General features: G+C 40.2%; 19 protein-coding genes and 1 riboswitch. Of the genes, 12 read left to right on the top strand and 7 right to left on the bottom strand.

Annotated elements, in window-relative coordinates; translation table 11 throughout:
- Positions 1-3 precede the first annotated feature (3 nt).
- The 3 genes from LUA86_RS07345 to LUA86_RS07335 all read left to right on the top strand — a co-directional run bounded on the left by LUA86_RS07345 (position 4) and on the right by LUA86_RS07335 (position 2,368).
- Positions 4-774: a metallophosphoesterase gene (locus tag LUA86_RS07345; RefSeq protein WP_231459957.1), complete on the top strand. Its 771-nt coding sequence runs from the start codon at positions 4-6 to the stop codon at positions 772-774.
- Between the two features lie 3 nt (positions 775-777).
- On the top strand, positions 778-1,515 hold the full coding sequence (locus tag LUA86_RS07340; protein ID WP_231459956.1) for a metallophosphoesterase: 738 nt from the start codon (positions 778-780) through the stop codon (positions 1,513-1,515).
- Between the two features lie 649 nt (positions 1,516-2,164).
- Positions 2,165-2,368, top strand: a complete 204-nt coding sequence (locus LUA86_RS07335; RefSeq protein ID WP_109923882.1) for a hypothetical protein — start codon at positions 2,165-2,167, stop codon at positions 2,366-2,368.
- Positions 2,369-2,388: 20 nt separating this feature from the next.
- Here LUA86_RS07335 and LUA86_RS07330 read toward each other — a convergent pair whose 3' ends face one another.
- Positions 2,389-2,625 carry a four-helix bundle copper-binding protein gene (locus LUA86_RS07330; protein WP_231459955.1) on the bottom strand — a complete coding sequence of 79 codons (237 nt, stop codon included), beginning with the start codon at positions 2,623-2,625 and terminating at the stop codon, positions 2,389-2,391.
- A 329-nt stretch (positions 2,626-2,954) separates the two neighbouring features.
- Positions 2,955-3,023: riboswitch (Fluoride riboswitch) on the top strand.
- A gap of 42 nt (positions 3,024-3,065) precedes the next feature.
- Here LUA86_RS07330 and LUA86_RS07325 point away from each other — a divergent pair.
- From LUA86_RS07325 to LUA86_RS07310, 4 genes are read left to right on the top strand one after another with little or no spacing between them, the layout of a single operon-like run.
- Positions 3,066-3,620 (top strand): hypothetical protein, encoded by a 555-nt coding sequence (locus LUA86_RS07325; protein ID WP_124910972.1) that lies wholly within the window; start codon positions 3,066-3,068, stop codon positions 3,618-3,620.
- Positions 3,621-3,624: 4 nt separating this feature from the next.
- Positions 3,625-4,038, top strand: a complete 414-nt coding sequence (locus LUA86_RS07320; RefSeq protein ID WP_008245453.1) for an EamA family transporter — start codon at positions 3,625-3,627, stop codon at positions 4,036-4,038.
- A 58-nt stretch (positions 4,039-4,096) separates the two neighbouring features.
- Positions 4,097-5,377, top strand: coding sequence for a phosphopyruvate hydratase (eno, locus tag LUA86_RS07315; protein ID WP_008245454.1), 1,281 nt, complete (start codon positions 4,097-4,099; stop codon positions 5,375-5,377).
- An 18-nt stretch (positions 5,378-5,395) separates the two neighbouring features.
- On the top strand, positions 5,396-6,688 hold the full coding sequence (locus LUA86_RS07310) for a voltage-gated chloride channel family protein (protein WP_008245455.1): 1,293 nt from the start codon (positions 5,396-5,398) through the stop codon (positions 6,686-6,688).
- A gap of 160 nt (positions 6,689-6,848) precedes the next feature.
- On the opposite strand, the gene LUA86_RS07305 is transcribed toward LUA86_RS07310, so the two are convergent.
- Genes LUA86_RS07305 through LUA86_RS07295 form a run of 3 tightly spaced genes read right to left on the bottom strand, consistent with a single transcriptional unit; the run spans position 6,849 to position 8,677 of the window.
- Positions 6,849-7,238, bottom strand: a complete 390-nt coding sequence (locus LUA86_RS07305; RefSeq protein ID WP_008245456.1) for a YidH family protein — start codon at positions 7,236-7,238, stop codon at positions 6,849-6,851.
- A gap of 40 nt (positions 7,239-7,278) precedes the next feature.
- Positions 7,279-7,785 (bottom strand): hypothetical protein, encoded by a 507-nt coding sequence (locus tag LUA86_RS07300; RefSeq protein WP_056095394.1) that lies wholly within the window; start codon positions 7,783-7,785, stop codon positions 7,279-7,281.
- Positions 7,778-8,677, bottom strand: coding sequence for a LysR family transcriptional regulator (locus LUA86_RS07295; RefSeq protein ID WP_056095397.1), 900 nt, complete (start codon positions 8,675-8,677; stop codon positions 7,778-7,780). Before LUA86_RS07295 ends, LUA86_RS07300 begins: the two co-directional genes overlap by 8 nt.
- Before the next feature lie 144 nt (positions 8,678-8,821).
- Between LUA86_RS07295 and LUA86_RS07290 the strand changes: the two genes are divergently transcribed.
- The 5 genes from LUA86_RS07290 to LUA86_RS07270 all read left to right on the top strand — a co-directional run bounded on the left by LUA86_RS07290 (position 8,822) and on the right by LUA86_RS07270 (position 13,187).
- Positions 8,822-9,907: a c-type cytochrome gene (locus LUA86_RS07290; protein ID WP_082491480.1), complete on the top strand. Its 1,086-nt coding sequence runs from the start codon at positions 8,822-8,824 to the stop codon at positions 9,905-9,907.
- A 19-nt stretch (positions 9,908-9,926) separates the two neighbouring features.
- A complete protein-coding gene (locus tag LUA86_RS07285) occupies positions 9,927-10,382 on the top strand; it encodes a DsrE family protein (protein ID WP_231459954.1) in 456 nt (151 codons plus the stop codon).
- Positions 10,383-10,401: 19 nt separating this feature from the next.
- Positions 10,402-11,322: a substrate-binding domain-containing protein gene (locus tag LUA86_RS07280; protein ID WP_056870676.1), complete on the top strand. Its 921-nt coding sequence runs from the start codon at positions 10,402-10,404 to the stop codon at positions 11,320-11,322.
- 11 nt (positions 11,323-11,333) lie between these two features.
- Positions 11,334-12,083 carry a substrate-binding domain-containing protein gene (locus LUA86_RS07275; RefSeq protein ID WP_231459953.1) on the top strand — a complete coding sequence of 250 codons (750 nt, stop codon included), beginning with the start codon at positions 11,334-11,336 and terminating at the stop codon, positions 12,081-12,083.
- 117 nt (positions 12,084-12,200) lie between these two features.
- Positions 12,201-13,187 (top strand): YeiH family protein, encoded by a 987-nt coding sequence (locus LUA86_RS07270; RefSeq protein ID WP_008245480.1) that lies wholly within the window; start codon positions 12,201-12,203, stop codon positions 13,185-13,187.
- 6 nt (positions 13,188-13,193) lie between these two features.
- Here the strand turns inward: LUA86_RS07270 and LUA86_RS07265 are convergent, their stop codons facing one another.
- The 3 genes from LUA86_RS07265 to LUA86_RS07255 all read right to left on the bottom strand — a co-directional run bounded on the left by LUA86_RS07265 (position 13,194) and on the right by LUA86_RS07255 (position 16,474).
- Positions 13,194-14,585 carry a beta-propeller fold lactonase family protein gene (locus tag LUA86_RS07265; RefSeq protein ID WP_056095402.1) on the bottom strand — a complete coding sequence of 464 codons (1,392 nt, stop codon included), beginning with the start codon at positions 14,583-14,585 and terminating at the stop codon, positions 13,194-13,196.
- Between the two features lie 3 nt (positions 14,586-14,588).
- Positions 14,589-15,185, bottom strand: a complete 597-nt coding sequence (locus tag LUA86_RS07260; RefSeq protein WP_082489588.1) for a DUF305 domain-containing protein — start codon at positions 15,183-15,185, stop codon at positions 14,589-14,591.
- A gap of 92 nt (positions 15,186-15,277) precedes the next feature.
- A complete protein-coding gene (locus tag LUA86_RS07255; protein ID WP_008245487.1) occupies positions 15,278-16,474 on the bottom strand; it encodes a sulfite oxidase in 1,197 nt (398 codons plus the stop codon).
- Between the last annotated feature and the right edge of the window lie 149 nt (positions 16,475-16,623).

Raw genomic sequence — 16,623 nt, 5'->3', positions numbered from 1 at the left:
ATTATGAAAATTGCTTTATTCTCTGATATCCATGCCAATCTTCCGGCACTGGAAGCATTCTTTAAAGACGTTGAAGCTAGAAATACCGATGCAATTTATTGTTTGGGCGACCTTGTCGGCTATAACATCTGGCCGAATGAAGTGATTGATGAAATCCGCAGACGCGGTATTCCCACCATAGCGGGAAATTATGATTGGGGCATTGGCCGTTCGAGCGACGACTGTGGTTGTGCCTACAAGACCGATGAAGAAAAAGCAATGGGAAAGGTCTCCATTTCCTATACGAATGAAGTAGTAAAAGACGAGCAGAGAGCCTATTTAAGAACCTTGCCGGCTCATATAAGGCTAGAATACCAGTTGAACCACGATAAGCGGAATATTCTTTTTGTCCATGGCAGTCCGAGGAAGGTAAATGAGTACCTTTTTGAGGATCGTGATGAAAAAAGCATGCTCAGGATTATGGAACAGGCCGATGCGGATATTATGTGCTTTGGGCACACCCATCAACCATACCACCGTATTTTAAATTCTGGTACAGACGGAAATGATCATTTTAGGCATGCGATAAATATTGGTTCAGTGGGAAAACCGAAGGATAAAGACCCAAGAGGTGGTTATGTGATTCTGACCATCAATCCCGATAGTACCGTAACTAATAAGGAGAGCATTATAGTAGAGTTCATCCGCTTTGAATATGATGTTGAAAAAGCAGCAAAGGCAGTTGAGGATAGTCCATTGCCAAATGAATATGCAGATATGTTACGTAACGGATAGACCATGAAGATAGCACTTTTTTCAGATATACATGCCAATCTTCCTGCCTTTGAAGCAATGTTGAGGGATATGGATAGCCAAAAACCTGATGCTGTATATTGCCTTGGGGATTTAGTAGGCTACCACATCTACCCCAATGAAATAATTGATGAAATAAGGAGACGGGGCATACCAACGCTTAAGGGCAATCACGATGAGAAGGTTGAAAACATAATCACGACATCTGAAAGCCTTAATGAAGCTGGCAGGAAACATGCTTATCATTTAATCCGAGACGATAACAGAGCGTATCTAAATACTCTCCCTGCACACATCCGATTGGAATATAAAATGAATGGCGAAAAATTGAATCTTGTTTTCGCACATGGTAGTACAAGGAAGATTGACGAATATATACTTATCGACACCGATGAAAAATATGTGTTAGACTTATTAGAAGAAGCGGATGCCGATTTTTTATTTGTTGGCCATTCCCATAAGCCCTACCATCGGATATTGAAGGTATATGATGGAACTTTCAAACATATTGTAAATCTTGGTTCCGTTGGAAAACCGAAAGATGGTGATCCAAGAGGTTGTTATGTTTTGTTAACTCTAAACAAAGACACATCAGCCACCGACTGTTATAGCCTTAAGATTGAATTTAGAAGAGTGGAGTATGATGTTGAAGCATCGGCGCAGAGTATTGAAAAAAGTATGCTCCCACATGAATTGGCTCAAGCCCTTAGGGATGCAAAATAATAACTTTGGCTCAACGGTTCGACCTTAATCCGGCTGGGGTGATTCACATAACCTAACCGGAGATCGAACCGCTAAAATCTTTGTTTCTGAAGAATTAGGCAAGTTTTTAAAAGAAAAACCCCTCTTTACTTGCGTAAAAAGGGGCTGTACCCCCGGGCGTACTGAAATCGAACCAGTTCATGGATGATTTGAACATAATTGCTTCAATACTAATGTGATAATTAAGATGAGTTATTTTTGCATGCGGAATTGTTTTTTGCAACAATTCTTTGGTAATTTGTATTTGATCTGCTTGGGAATACAATTGTAACTCCCACTAAAATATAAATATGCATACAACTGATAGTACAAATGCTTCAATATTGCTACAGGTTACAAATAAGTTTTCTTTGAGCCTAGCATAACGGAAATCTTGTCTTGGCTGCGCAGAAAATCGGACTTAAAATTGGATTGCTAACCGAAGAGCTTGAACTTTAAATGATTATAGCTTGGTTTCACTACACAAGATATACAGGCCATGAACATAAGCTATCTCAAATGATTTTGCTAATATTATCATTAGAATTTTAGATACATTTAATCCTTCGTTTTTGATATAGCGCAAATTATCAAAAACTCATCATCAAAAACTAAAATTCTGATTTGAATAATGGAATGGGTTTATGATAATCAGCAAAAAGAAAAAGAGATATTTAATGATTGTCTGGAACGTTATACTTTGCTTAAATGCATCAGCATTTGCTTAGAGTCGCTTATCAAAAAAGGAGGGAATAATGAAAATAAAATGAATGGAATAAATTTGCCTATTTATAAAAATGAAAGGGCAACTAGAATGCTGCCCTTAATCAATTAATGCTCACGGTGATTGGCATCTTAAGCAGCTACTCCTGTCATTCTTCTGCATTCTTCCGCACAAGCCTTACAAGCATCTGCACATTCCTGACAATGCTGGGTATGATGATTACTACACTCATCTCCGCATTGCTGGCAAATATCTGCGCAAATACGGCAAATGTCTTGAGCAAAAGAGCTACCCATACTCATCAATTGAGCGGCAGAGTAGCAGATGGCTGCACATTGCATATCAAGCTCAATACACCGCGCCATCATTTTCACGTCTTCTTCCTGAGTGCATGAACTTGCACAATGATTGCAAATTGAAGCACACTTTAAGCATGCATCAATACAGTTTTTCCATTCATGGTATCCCATAACTTTAATTTTTTAGGGTTATAAAAAAAATTCCTATATAGATAACATGGTTATTTCCAGGCGGTTTCATTTTGTTTAAGAAAAGCTTTAATCCCGTGATATGATGCTTGTTTAAACGGTAGAAGAATAAGAAACTGGTTCTCGTATTCAAATAAGGAGGAATAGTGATAAATTAAATTCTCAACACCTACTTTAAGATTTTGCACATCATTTTATTAGTATTATATTTGCAATACGGAAATGGTGTCCTTCCGATTCAACCGCTTTTTTCAAAAGCTGATGGCGCCTACAATAGAAATTCCAGCAGGTAATAAAATCTGCCGGTCAAAGTATTGTAGGTGAAAAAATTAAAAATAAATTCTCAACTCTTATTGCTGGCAGCTATCTTAATTGCGCTTGTCTTACTTTGTCTGTCTGCCAAAGTGAGATCAGTGTTAGCAATGGTCCTGCCGGTTGAAACTGAATGGTTCTTGTGGATAAATCAGCACCATAATGCATTCTGGGATACGATCATGTACTGGGCCAGTGATAAGCGTTTTTGGCTTCCTTTTTATGCCTTCATTATTTATTGCCTCTTCCAGAATTTCTGCAAAAAAATTTGGCAGGTTCTTATTACCATTGCGCTACTAGTTGCTAGTGCAGATCAGATTGCTTCAGGACTGATTAAAAACACCGTTAAGCGTCTACGCCCTTCCCATGAACCGAATCTAACTACGATCATTCATTTAAGTAAAGCAGGTGCGGGTGGGATGTATGGATGGCCATCCGCTCTTTCATCACCTATCTTCAAAAGCATTCTTTCCGCTGGTTCGGCATTTACCGGATCATTGCCGGAGCAACGGTTCTTGTACTCATTTACTTTGGAATTATTCAATAACGGAAAATTAACATAAAACTATGTGGTGGATCTACGCGCTATTATCAGCTTTCTTTGCTTCCCTTACGGCCATCTTTGCAAAAGTCGGCGTAACCAATGTCAATTCTGATTTGGCTACTGCCATACGAACGGTGGTAATACTGATTGTAGCCTGGGGGATCGTAATGGCCAGAGGCGAACTTAAAGGAATTACGGAACTGTCAAAGCATAACCTGCTATTTCTTTTTTTATCTGGCCTTGCCACCGGCTTGTCCTGGATATTCTACTACAAGGCTTTGCAGATCGGGAAAGTGTCCCAGGTCGCCCCTGTTGATAAGTTGAGTGTTGCCCTAACTATTATACTTGCAATGGTGTTCCTGAAAGAAGCTCTTACCCTGAAAGTATTCTTTGGTGCCCTGCTGATCATTGGGGGAACACTGGTTTTGATCTTTTGAGAAACTCAATTATTTGTAAGCAACCGAAATACTAAAAATCAATATAAAACAAAAAACTATGAAATTAACTAAAATTCATGCCCGTGAAATTTTGGATTCCAGGGGCAATCCGACAGTAGAAGTAGAAGTCACTCTTAACGGAACAACAGCAAGGGGTATTTCTCCATCCGGGGCAAGTACGGGTGAAAAAGAAGCCGTAGAGCTTAGAGATGGTGATCCAGAGCGCTATAATGGTAAAGGCGTGGAAAAAGCAGTAAAAGGGATTAACGTCGAAGTCGGCAAATCAGTCACCGGCTTATCCTTTGAGGGTCAGCAGGCCTTCGATGATCATATAATTGGTCTGGATGGAACCGAGAATAAATCAAGGCTCGGCGCAAATGCGATGCTTGCGGCCTCAATCGCCTTCGCCCGGGCTTCGGCCGTTGCAAAAGGGATTCCCTTGTATAGGCAGCTAGTGGAAAGGGAAGGTTACGTAATGCCCGTACCGTGCATGAATGTCATTAATGGGGGAAGGCATTCTGATAACAACATCGATTTTCAGGAATTTATGATTGCCCCTCATAACGCCCCCTCGTTTAAGGAAAGTATCCGTATGGGCGAAGCTGTTTTTCATTCCCTGAGAAGTCTGCTAAAAGCGAAAGGCTATTATACCGGAGTTGGTGACGAAGGTGGGTTTGCGCCAAATCTGAGTTCTAATGAGGAAGCCGTCCAAATCATCATGGAAGCGATACATATTGCCGGTTTTGCTCCAGGCAAGGATATTTCCCTTTGTCTTGACCCAGCGACCAGCGAAATGTGGAATAATGGAAAATATGAATTTTATAAAAGTTCTAAAGAACGGATCACAACAGATGAAATGATTGGCTTTTGGGAAGGATGGTTAAAAGAGTACCCAATTATCCTGTTGGAAGACGGGTTGGGCGAAAACGATTGGGAGGGATGGAAAAAGCTGACCAGCCTTTTGGGAGACAAAGTGGAATTGGTTGGAGATGATATATTCTGCACCAACCCGAGTATTATCCAGCAGGGAATCGACCAGGGCATTGCAAACAGCGTACTGATTAAATTGAACCAGATCGGTACAGTTTCCGAAACGCTAAAGGCCGTAGAACTAGCCCAAAAAAACGGTTACAATTGCTTTATTTCTCACCGCAGTGGTGAAACTGAAGACACGACAATTGCGGATCTGGTTGTCGCTACCGGTGCGGGGCACATCAAAACAGGAAGTGGCTGCCGCTCTGAAAGGGTATCTAAATTTAACCAGTTGCTTCGGATAGAAGAAGAACTTGGTGATAGGGCATCATTTGCAGGAATCAATACTTTTTATAAAAAATTATAAATCAGCCGCTAACCTACAATGAAACATAATAAATTTTTATTTGAACACCTTTCGGTTTTTAAATATGCGGTTCGATGGACGCTGCTTATACTTCCTGTTGCCATTGCAATAGGAAGTATGGTTGCCTTGTTCCTTTGGCTGCTAGGCTGGGCCATTCACTTTCGCTTTCAGCATACCTGTCTCATTTTTCTGCTACCTTTAGCAGGTATTGTGATCCACCTGATTTATCAGTCAGTTGGTAGGTCCTCAGAAAAAGGAAATAACCTGATCATGGATGAAATCCATAGGCCGGGTGGTGGAGTGCCCAGGCAGATGGCGCCAGTAATCTTAATAACTACAGTGATTACCCATTTGTTTGGCGGATCGGCTGGAAGAGAGGGAACCGCGGTACAAATCGGAGGAAGCATCGCAGGAATGTTTAGCCGCTGGTTTAAGCTAAATGAGGTAGACACCAAGATGCTCCTTACCGCGGGAATTGCAGCCGGGTTTGGGGCGGTGTTCGGAACACCGCTCACCGGTGCCATATTTGCAATGGAAGTTCTGGCCATTGGAAGAATAGAGTACAAGGCTTTACTTCCCGCATTAATTGCCAGCGTGCTTGGTGATCTTACTGTCTCTGCCTGGGGCATCCATCATACCGCTTATCACATCGATCTCATAGAGAAAAGTGCCTACTTTCTATCTGAATACCTGCCGGTAAACCTACTCCTGCTTAGTAAGGTTATTCTAGCATCCACATTGTTTGGTCTGGCCAGCTACCTGTTTGCTGTAATGGTGCATGAGATCAAGGCCTTTTTTTCTAAAGTATGTAAGATCCAGTGGCTTATTCCTGTTATCGGTGGTCTGATTATTATAGGCTTGACTTACGCCATCGGGAAACCGGATTACTTAAGTTTGGGCGTGGATAGCGAATACCAAGGAGCCGTTACAATTCCCTCTGCTTTTCAGCCTGGTGGAGCAGATACTTGGAGCTGGTTATGGAAGACCATTTACACAACTTTAACATTAGGAACTGGATTTAAAGGTGGTGAGGTAACGCCTTTGTTTTATATTGGCGCAACATTAGGCAATGCACTTTCGACCTTATTAAATGCTCCAGTTAGTTTGTTTGCTGCCCTTGGATTTATTGCTGTTTTTGCTGGTGCAACGAATACACCCCTTGCCTGTACGATTATGGGTATAGAACTTTTTGGTAGTGAATACACCATGTTTTTTGCGGTAGCCTGTTTTACAGCCTATTTTTTCAGTGGCCATTCAGGTATATATTCTTCACAGCGTATTGCGGTACCCAAAATATTTACGGGAACATAAAATATTGACTTATCCTGTTCCTGTGGATTATCATAAAGAGGTGAAATTTTTATAAGATCCTTGACCAATGCAATCAGCAATTTATATCAAAAAACAACGCTATATCGACCGCTTTCCTTCCTCTCTTTTCTAAAGCATCAAGTACAGATGATTTAACTGCCTATGTTGTTTTAATAAGGTAGAGCAGTAAAAGTATACTAGCTATGAAAACTAAAGCGGTTAAAACTTTAACAAAAAGTGTTGAATGGTAATACACCCCCTGATTCAATTGTTCTTTCGTTGAATTATATCTTAAGTAAGAACAAATGATAGTAATTGCTCCCAGGGCAACTAGAAAAATCCCGATAATGCGGGAATCTCCGGTTTGGTGCAGGGGCACTTTACTCCCCAGTGCGGCACTGATCTGCTTGATAAATAGCGAGAATTTCATCACCACGAAGCCAAATCCCATGATACCAATACTGGTTCTGATCCAGGCCAAAAATGTTCTTTCATTAGCCAAATGGTCTCCTGCATGCTGTTTGGTGTTTTCCTGATCTTGAATTTTCATCTTGTTCTGTATCGGTATATTACAGCAATATATTTGCATGTTATGTCAATATCGATGCCAGTTTGGAGATGATAACCCTGGTATCCCGGATGCAAGTAAGCCTGTTTGATTCAGTGCCGGCAGGATAGCAGGTAACTGCAATTTCTTCGATAAACGATAAGCCTGATAGGTCAATAGATTCTTTAACCTCTTGTTCAATGCTTTTCATTAGGATCATGATTAATCGGGGTTGATATGTTCTGATTTTATGAGCTAATTGCTCTATTCCCCCCTGCCTCTGGTTTTTTCTGATTTTAACTGACGATTTATCAATAGGTGTACAAGTTAGATGTTCCAAAAAGCATCCCGTGCCTTTAAAGAACTGCAAAAAATCTTCTACAGATTTAAAATCGCCAAATACCTCACTAAATGCAAGATAAATTGTTCGAAACAGATTAGTATTTCCCAGGTAAAAATGTTTATCGTCACCTCCAGGAGCTTCAGAAACAAAGAGCAGCAGCACTTTAGCTGGCTGATATTGCCTCGAAATTTCGGTAACACTATACATTATAGTTGTAGCTTTTAGCGAAGCGCATAAATAGTTCCGCCAGAGCGTCCTGCTGACCATGAAGCTGAATGAAATGAAACGGCCTTTCGATAACCATATCCTTGATATCTATGATGCGGCATTCATTATTCTTGAGCTCTTTCAATATGGAGTGGATAGATAAAAAAGCCAGGCATTTGCTGTGAATCAAATAGGATTTAATGCTTTCGGTACTACCTAACTGCATTTCTATATTTAAGTCCCCCACCTTTATCTGGTGTGCTTTTAAAGCATATGCAATAACATCTAGTGTACCAGAACCAGGTTCACGAAGTAATAAATCATAATCCTTCAACTCATTCGGTTTGATCATTTCCTTTTTCATGGCATAATTGTGACCAGAACACACCAGCACCAGCTCGTCTTTTAGATATTGTTCGTATTTAATCTGTGGGTTCCGGGAGATGCCTTCAATGATTCCAAAATCTATTTCCTTAGCAATCAAACGCTGCTCTACATCTTCTGTGTTTCCGGTAACCAGTTGAATTTGTATATCCTTAAACTTATTGTGAAACTGTGCCAATACAGGTGGAATGATATATTGTGCCACAGTACTGCTGGCACCAATCCTCAATATTCCTTTATGCTGTTTAGTAAGTAGATTCATATCATATTCCAGTTCCCGGTAAGTTCCAAAAATCTGTTCTGCGTAATGCAACAATAATTCGCCGGCTGGGGTGAGGCTGATTTTTTTGTTTCCACTGCGTTCAAATAATGACATTTTGAACTCCTGCTCTAATTCTTTAATGTGTTTGGTTACAGCAGGCTGACTGATAAATAACTCTGCCGAGGCCTTTGTAAAATTCAGCCTTTTAGCGACAGCATAAAATACTTGCAAACGGAAATCTATCATACACGGTTTTAGTAGATAACCTAAGATACAAACAATTTGTTTCAACGGGTACTGACATCATAACCTTACGTTATCATCAATAACTTTTTATGCTTTTTCTGATGAGTAGAATAAATGCACATTTGTAACAGAAAAATATTGGTTATGAATAAGGAATCAACAGAAAAAGAAATCAGACAAGCACTTATATATACAGCCAGGACAACGGCTATCATTGCGTTTCTATTTGTTGCTTGTGGAACCATTTTCATCTGCACTTTATTTTTTAATGGGCAGCCAGATGTAGTGACAGCAAAAACCAAACAGGATGTGGAAACCGGTATAGCTGCTGTTAACGTCAAAAGCCAGGTTGTACCTGCTGATGCCTGGAAAGCGCCTGATGAAAATACGATTCCGGCGGACACCAAGTACGGCCAGATGATCAGGTATGGCAAAGAATTAATAGCACATACGAGCAAATATTTTGGGCCAAATGGATCCATAGCCCGTATTACAAATGGTATGAATTGTCAGAATTGTCACCTCGAGGGTGGAACCAAACTGTTCGGAAATAATTATGCTGGTTTTATTTCCAGTTTTCCTAAAATGAGTGGCAGATCAGGAAAGGTTGAACCTGCATCGGCACGTATTGCAGAGTGCTTCAATCGAAGTCTTGCAGGCAAAGTACCAGACGAATCTAGTAAAGAGATACAGGCAATGCTGGCTTATATGAAATGGCTTGGAACAGGTGTAAAAAAAGGGGAGAAAGTGTTTGGAACGGGAACCGAAAAATTAAAATTCCTGGATAGGGCAGCGAATGTCAAACATGGAGCGATTTTATATACCAGTAAATGTCAAAGTTGTCATGGTGCAAATGGTGAGGGAATACTTGATGAAGACAAACTAACTTATGTTTATCCGCCATTATGGGGCAAACACAGCTACAATGATGGCGCAGGGATGTATAGACTCAGTAACTTTGCGGGGTTCGTAAAGAACAATATGCCATATGGTGCCAGATATGGAGATGCGCAGTTAAGTGATGAGGAGGCCTGGGATCTCGCTGCTTTTGTGAACTCACAGCCAAGACCACATAAAGATCAGGGAAAAGATTACCCTGATTTGTTAAAAAAACCTTTTGATGCGCCATACGGACCATATGCCGACAAATTTTCTGAAAATCAACATAAGTATGGTCCATTTGCACCAATTGTAACCTCCGAAAAACAAGTAAAACTAACAACTAAATAAATCATCAAAATCTAAAATCATGAAAAAAATAACCTTAATCTGTACATTATTTTTGCTGATCGCAGCAACCTCGGCCACTTTTGCCCAAGCTACACCTGCTAATTTTACAGGGGCAAAAGCCACCCTGAAAAATTATAAGGCACTGTATGTAATCAATAACGGTGATGAGAAAAAGATTGCAGGAACACTTCGAAACCTAAAAAATGCACTCGACGATCCCAGGTTAAAAGGGAAAATCAATGCAGAACTTATTGCCTTTGGAGATGGCGTAGCTGTTTACCAGAAGAACGGATCTTTTGAAAAAACATTGTTAGAACTGCAATCCAGAGGAGTAATTCTTGCACAATGTGAAAATACCGTCAGAGAAAGGAAAATCGAAAAAAATACCTTATTTGATTTTATCAGTTATGTACCCAGCGGCAATGGTGAAATCATCATCCGTCACTATCAGGGATGGGCAGTTGTACATCCTTAAACCAAATAATTAGAAAATCATGAAATATATAAATCACACCTTTTTAGCCACAGTTGCATTTTTATTGCTTTGTGGAAATGTTAAGGCCCAGGATCATCGCTTTGATCCGCCCTGGAATACTCCACCTGAAAGTAAAGTTCAGTTCACAGTACCTGGAGTAGACAATGTGCCTGATCTTTTTGGAGACATTAATGATCCCCAACTGGTGGTTTTCTTTGCCGGTAACCAGTTTATGTGCATTGACGAATTAATTGCAGCCTTTAAAAAGTCATATCCACATTATCAGCGGGTATTTGCCGAAACGCTTCCCCCAGGCATTTTAGCCCAACAAATAAAAACCGGTAGCATTGTGGTGGGCAACATGAGAATTACCTTAAAGCCGGATGTTTATACAGCTGGTAAGAACCGGATAGACATGACCCCTGAATGGTTTAGCAAAACGACTTTATATGCTAGAAACAGGTTGGCAATCATGGTCCAAAAGGGAAATCCGAAGGCATTGAAGTCACTCAAAGATTTAGCAAATAAAGAGCTGAGGATCAGTATGCCCAATCCAGAGAATGAAGGGATCGGTAAACGTATTGAAGAAGCCTATGTGAAAGCTGGAGGGGAAACATTAAAATCTACCATCATGGAAGATAAAGTTAAAGATAAGACTACTTATCTTACCATGATCCATCATCGCCAATCACCAATGAGGATCCTATACAACGAAAGTGACGCCGCTCCAGTATGGTATACTGAGGCCTACTATCAGAAAATGATTGGCCATCCTGTTGAGCTCATTGAAATTCCTGAAAAAGAGAATATCCATGCGCAATATATAGCGGGACAGTTAAAAGATGCGCCACATCCGGCCGCTGCAAAAGATTTTATGGATTTTTTGATCAGTCCGCAGGCTGCTGCCATCTACAAAAAGTTTGGTTTTGATTTACCTTAAACATAAACACAATGAAAAATATATTTTTAACCATATTGTCAGTCGTTGCTGTAGTGACCATTGGGAATGCACAAATCCCAAACGATACTTTATATGTCTATGGTCCCGGTGGGCCGCTCGGACCGATCAATGAATGTGCGAAGGTTTTTGGAAAGCAGCATGATATCGTAATTAAAGTCACTGCCGGGCCAGATAATGAATGGATGCCGGATGCAATGAAACATGCAGATCTGTTCTTTGGAGGAGCAGAATACATGCTTTCAAAATTCATGTCTGACCACCCAAACATGATAGTGGCGAACTCTCGGACAGAGTTATATAAACGTGCGGCAGCGATCCTGGTACGGCCCGGCAATCCTAAAAACATCAAAAATCTGGGCGATCTCTGTAAACCAGGTGTGAAAATTCTTGATGTGAATGGGGCTGGGCAAATGGGGCTTTGGGAAGATTTGGCAGGTCGACAAGATCTGATTGCAAACATACAGCAGCGTATAGCAGGTACATTTGCAAATTCGGCATTGGGTATTGCTGCATGGAAAAATGATCCTCAATATGATGCCTGGATAACATTTGGCTCCTGGCATAACCGTTTACCAGACCTCACCTCAATGGTTAGGATTCCTATTACACAAACAGTCTATAGAGGTACACCTGTAGTGAGGGGTAGCACTGGTACGCATAAGTCGGAAACTGAGGATTTTATCAAGTTTATGCAATCCGATAAAGGACATCTCATTTTCAAAAAATGGGGTTGGGAATAAATAATGTCTAAAAACTTATCTTCTATAACATGAAGTTATGGAAGATAAGTTTTAATGATTTGATCGGGGTTTATTAGTTATGGATCTTTGAATTAGAAAATAAAGACAATCAAAATTATGACACAAATCAAAGACAATTCAAATTCTTCTAAAATAAAGGCGGGTAACCTGCTAAACTTAAATTTAAACACCCGTAAAATTATCTTCATCCTGGCAGTTTTGCTGTGCCTCTTTCCATTTATGTCGCCTCCTTTAGCCTTATTGCTAGGATTAGTATTGGCGCAACTAATGGAACATCCCTATCTGCATTTAAATCACAAGGCCACAAACCTGCTGCTAAAAATTTCTGTTGTCGGGCTAGGATTTGGAATGAATGTATTCAGTGCAATGAAAGCAGGAAAAGAAGGCGTACTGTTTACCGTAGTTTCTATTTTCGGAGTGCTTATCATTGGTTTTATCCTGGGAAAAGTATTTAAAATAGAACGTAAAACATCTTTTTTGATATCAGCTGGAACGGCGATCTGTGGTGGAAGTGCTATTGCTGCATTGTCGCCTGTAATGAACGCAGAAGAAAAACAGATCTCCGTTGCAATGGGTACTGTTTTTATACTCAACTCGGTGGCCTTATTTCTTTTCCCCGCTATCGGACATGCGCTTAACTTGTCACAGTCACAATTTGGTATGTGGTGTGCCATTGCTATTCACGATACCAGTTCTGTTGTTGGGGCAGCCAGTAAATATGGTGAACAAGCACTACAGATAGCCACAACTGTTAAGTTAGCCAGAGCACTATGGATTGTTCCCGTAGCGTTTGGTACATCTTTCCTGTTCAAAAGCAACAATAGCAAAGTTAGTATACCCTATTTTATAGGGCTATTTATCCTGGCAATGATCGCCAACACCTACTTACCTTTTATTAAGCCTTTTGCGCCCTACTTTGTAGCATTAGCAAAAGCAGGCTTAACTTTAACCTTGTTCCTGATAGGAAGCGGACTCTCATTTACTATCTTGAAAGCAGTGGGGATAATGCCACTGTTACAAGGCGTAATTTTATGGATAGTAATTTCAAGTGCTGCATTATGGGCAGTTATATCTTTGGTTTAAAATACATTAGTTACTGATCATCACCAGCTTTTTTGAAAGATCATCAATAAGAACCACATGTTTATAATCGGCGCCACCTGTTCCTACACTCTTAATTATCCCCGAGGATTGACCGCTAAAAGCTCCTTTTTCATCGGTCTTAAAAGAATTGATGACATAATCTGCGTTAAACGTATCATTTGAGGAGTTGGTTAACGCTAAAGTATACGAAGTATTTGGCTCGAGTTTTTTAAAGTCCTGTTGGACAAGATCAGTCAAGCCTACGCTTCTTACGTTTAGCATGCCTGATGACATTGAATTATCCTTATTCATCAATTTAATCACCTGACTTTTGTCTGCAAGATTAAGCGGGGTTAAATTTTCTTTTGAGGCATTTGCAGGGCTGGCATTAGCGGCGTACAACAATGCTTGCGGACATTGTCCAATAGCAATGGTTTTTACAACGGCCATTTTTACCAGATCAACCACTTGTACCTGGTCATCATTTTCTAATCCGACATATGCAAATTTACCATCTGCCGAAGTCCAGACGCCATGTGGCAATGATCCTGTCGCAACGCTATCAGTAAGCTTGAAATCTTGTGAAACACTAAATACTTTTAAGCTGTTTTCTCCGCCAATGGTTGCCAGCATCACAGGTGAATCATTAACTAAAGTAAAAGTGACATGGTTGGTAATTGGACCTGTATTTAGTACTGTATGTATCGTATTTGTCTCCGTGCTGATGACAGTGATCTTCCCTACATCCTTATGTGTCAATGCAATCCATTTCCCATCAGGACTACAGAATATATTTGGAGAAAATGGACTAACTACTGGAATACGCTTTACAATAGCATAAGAAGTTGCATTCACTACATCCACTTCTGCAGTAAAGCTGGAACAAATATAAGCCCATTTTCCATCTGGAGTAAAAGCAACCATTCCCGGGCCGTCGGCTACTGGAATTTGCTTGATTTCAATCAGTTTATTTGCATCAATTACGCTGATATACGATTCTCCTCTTACCGATATCCATGCCTGTGATCCTGAAGGGTTAAAGGTTGCCTCATGCGGTGAACGTCCGATATAAACAGTTTTTAAAACTTTATTTTTTGCTGTTGAAATAAAGGTTACTGAATTTGATCCAATGGAAACCGCTGCTAGTAATTGCCTTTTAGGGGAATAACCCAGGCCATGAACCAGGGCCTGTCCCTTATATAGAGGACTTAAGATATCAGGTTGGGGTTTACCAAGAACAATATTTCCTAATAGCGTTTGTGTTGAGGGATCTAAGACAGAAACCGTATTAGATATCTGATTGCCTGTATAAACCCTGTCTTGGGCATAGATTGATTGTGCTTTTGATTGTAGGGCAAAACTGAATATTAATAGCGTAAACAAGGATATCTTTTTCATATGTTAATGGGAGTTTGTAAATGTCTTCATTTGTTGGATTTCTATCTGTTCATCTGAGATAATATTCTCGGCCAGTCTTTTTACATTTTTATTTTTTCCATACCGCAACTCAACTTTAGCCATGTCGATGGCAGCCTGATGGTGAGGAAGCATTATCCTTGCAAAGGACAGATCAGTATCAGACAATTGTTTTTCTTCAGGCATTTGTTCCATCATCACTTTCATCATCTTCTGGTTGGCGTTTTGATGTTGGTTGCCTGTAGCGATAAATCCTTCAGGATGGCTGAGCAGGAGTCGCATTTGCTGAATCTGGGTTTGTTGCTCAGCTTTGATACTTTTAGCTAGCTGAATCATTTCTTTATTTTTTCCGGTCTTAATCTCTTCTTCTGCCATATCAATAGCACCCTGGTGATGTGGGATCATCATTTGTATGAAATCTCTGTCTGCAGATGTGGTAGCTGATATTTCATCCATCTTCATCATCATATGAGCCATTTGCCCAAGGAAGACATTTTTTTTAGTTGCCATTTGCATGTGTTCATGTTGTGCTCGTGCAGAGAAACTAGCAAATAGTAGAAGTATAGACGTGAATCTGATCATGGTTTGATGTAGAATATTAATTGTGATAAACTGTTTATGCCAAACAAGCCTTATGCGATAACCGCAAGATACTGAAATTTGTTCTTATTGAGCTATATTACATCTACATCAATTGGCGAGATAAAATTAACCATGTAAGTTCTTCTGTCTAAATCATGCTCCATGGGTTGCGTTTTGCCATTTTGATCTGTCGCTCTAGCCATTAAACTATATCTTCCAGTCTTAGCAGGAACCACCCATTCAAATTCAAATAGCTGCCAGGCGAAAGGGATAGCAGGACCAATTAATTTTGCTGGTTGCCATGAATTTCCTTTATCCGTGCTTATTTCTACTTTCGATAGGTTACTATCACCTGACCATCCTGCACCCCTTACTTGATAAGGTTTTCCAGCCGGCACCGCTTCAAACAATACCGGCCTTGATATTTCAGACTTAACCAATGTAGTGGTTACGGGCGTCAAGGTAGGTAGTCCTTCAACACGCTTCCAGTAAGCATATTCAATCGTCTGCCAATAGCCATCAAACGGCTTTTCAGATGCAGTAATTTTCATCAGCCATTTCACAGATGCCATACCATACCATCCTGGAATAATTGCCCTTGCCGGGAAACCATGTTCAGCACTCAATGGTTTTCCATTCATTTCATAGGCGATGATGATGTGATCCTGCATTGCTATATTTAACGGAATGCTTCGGGCGAATTTGATTTTTCCTGGTGATTTCGGCTCTTCTGTAATCATCCCCTCATCATTCCCTTCCAAAATAATGTCTACCGTACCCACCTTTATGCCAGCCTTCTTTAACAATACGGATAAAGGTACTCCTGTCCATTCAGCATTGCTGATCCCACCTTGTTCCCATCCTAAACCCTTCACTTTTGGGGCGAGGTTAGCACGTCCGTTTCCGGCACATTCTATAGTAGCCATTACCTTTTTTGCAGGAAGCTTTTTAAGTTCGCTCAGATTGATCTTTATGACATGATTGGTGTTGCCGCCAATCTCTAATTCCCAATTTGTAGCATCAATATTGGGAATATTAAAATGACTCCTGATGAAGAACTGGTTATTTGGAGTAATCCTGTTTTTTAACGTAGGAAATGGAAACTCCATATTTAATGGCTTTTTCTCTCGCGTAATAAGTCCTGGAAAGTCATTGTCTTCTCTGGTTTGTTGAATCTCCTTCGCCGAAGCCCAGGATGGTATTGTTGCGCCAGCTATCACCGGGATAATTCCAGTAACAAAATTACGTCTGTTTAACGTGTAGTTTTGTGATGTTTTGTCGTTTTTCATTTCAATAAATGTAGGTGATTACTGGAGTTGCTACATTTGACTGGAGGAATTTAGTCGTCAGATTTAGAAAGAAACTTTTAAATTTGATTATATGAGCAGACGAATGTTTGATGAATCCTTCAGGAAGATGGCAGTAGAGCTTTCTTACA

Source organism: Pedobacter sp. Leaf132 (assembly GCF_920984695.1).
In the GTDB taxonomy this organism is placed as follows: Bacteria; Bacteroidota; Bacteroidia; order Sphingobacteriales; family Sphingobacteriaceae; genus Pedobacter.
The sequence above is the reverse complement of the archived record's forward strand: the minus strand, read 5'-3'. Positions and strand labels throughout refer to the sequence as shown.

Excerpts from the sequence above, each read along its gene's own strand:
- LUA86_RS07345 (WP_231459957.1), top strand. The coding sequence starts at position 4 with ATGAAAATTGCTTTATTCTCTGATATCCATGCCAATCTTCCGGCACTG.
- LUA86_RS07340 (WP_231459956.1), top strand. The coding sequence starts at position 778 with ATGAAGATAGCACTTTTTTCAGATATACATGCCAATCTTCCTGCCTTT.
- LUA86_RS07335 (WP_109923882.1), top strand. The coding sequence starts at position 2,165 with ATGGAATGGGTTTATGATAATCAGCAAAAAGAAAAAGAGATATTTAAT.
- LUA86_RS07330 (WP_231459955.1), bottom strand. The coding sequence starts at position 2,625 with ATGATGGCGCGGTGTATTGAGCTTGATATGCAATGTGCAGCCATCTGC.
- LUA86_RS07320 (WP_008245453.1), top strand. The coding sequence starts at position 3,625 with ATGTGGTGGATCTACGCGCTATTATCAGCTTTCTTTGCTTCCCTTACG.
- eno (WP_008245454.1), top strand. The coding sequence starts at position 4,097 with ATGAAATTAACTAAAATTCATGCCCGTGAAATTTTGGATTCCAGGGGC.
- LUA86_RS07310 (WP_008245455.1), top strand. The coding sequence starts at position 5,396 with ATGAAACATAATAAATTTTTATTTGAACACCTTTCGGTTTTTAAATAT.
- LUA86_RS07305 (WP_008245456.1), bottom strand. The coding sequence starts at position 7,238 with ATGAAAATTCAAGATCAGGAAAACACCAAACAGCATGCAGGAGACCAT.
- LUA86_RS07300 (WP_056095394.1), bottom strand. The coding sequence starts at position 7,785 with ATGTATAGTGTTACCGAAATTTCGAGGCAATATCAGCCAGCTAAAGTG.
- LUA86_RS07295 (WP_056095397.1), bottom strand. The coding sequence starts at position 8,677 with ATGATAGATTTCCGTTTGCAAGTATTTTATGCTGTCGCTAAAAGGCTG.
- LUA86_RS07290 (WP_082491480.1), top strand. The coding sequence starts at position 8,822 with ATGAATAAGGAATCAACAGAAAAAGAAATCAGACAAGCACTTATATAT.
- LUA86_RS07285 (WP_231459954.1), top strand. The coding sequence starts at position 9,927 with ATGAAAAAAATAACCTTAATCTGTACATTATTTTTGCTGATCGCAGCA.
- LUA86_RS07280 (WP_056870676.1), top strand. The coding sequence starts at position 10,402 with ATGAAATATATAAATCACACCTTTTTAGCCACAGTTGCATTTTTATTG.
- LUA86_RS07275 (WP_231459953.1), top strand. The coding sequence starts at position 11,334 with ATGAAAAATATATTTTTAACCATATTGTCAGTCGTTGCTGTAGTGACC.
- LUA86_RS07270 (WP_008245480.1), top strand. The coding sequence starts at position 12,201 with ATGACACAAATCAAAGACAATTCAAATTCTTCTAAAATAAAGGCGGGT.
- LUA86_RS07265 (WP_056095402.1), bottom strand. The coding sequence starts at position 14,585 with ATGAAAAAGATATCCTTGTTTACGCTATTAATATTCAGTTTTGCCCTA.
- LUA86_RS07260 (WP_082489588.1), bottom strand. The coding sequence starts at position 15,185 with ATGATCAGATTCACGTCTATACTTCTACTATTTGCTAGTTTCTCTGCA.
- LUA86_RS07255 (WP_008245487.1), bottom strand. The coding sequence starts at position 16,474 with ATGAAAAACGACAAAACATCACAAAACTACACGTTAAACAGACGTAAT.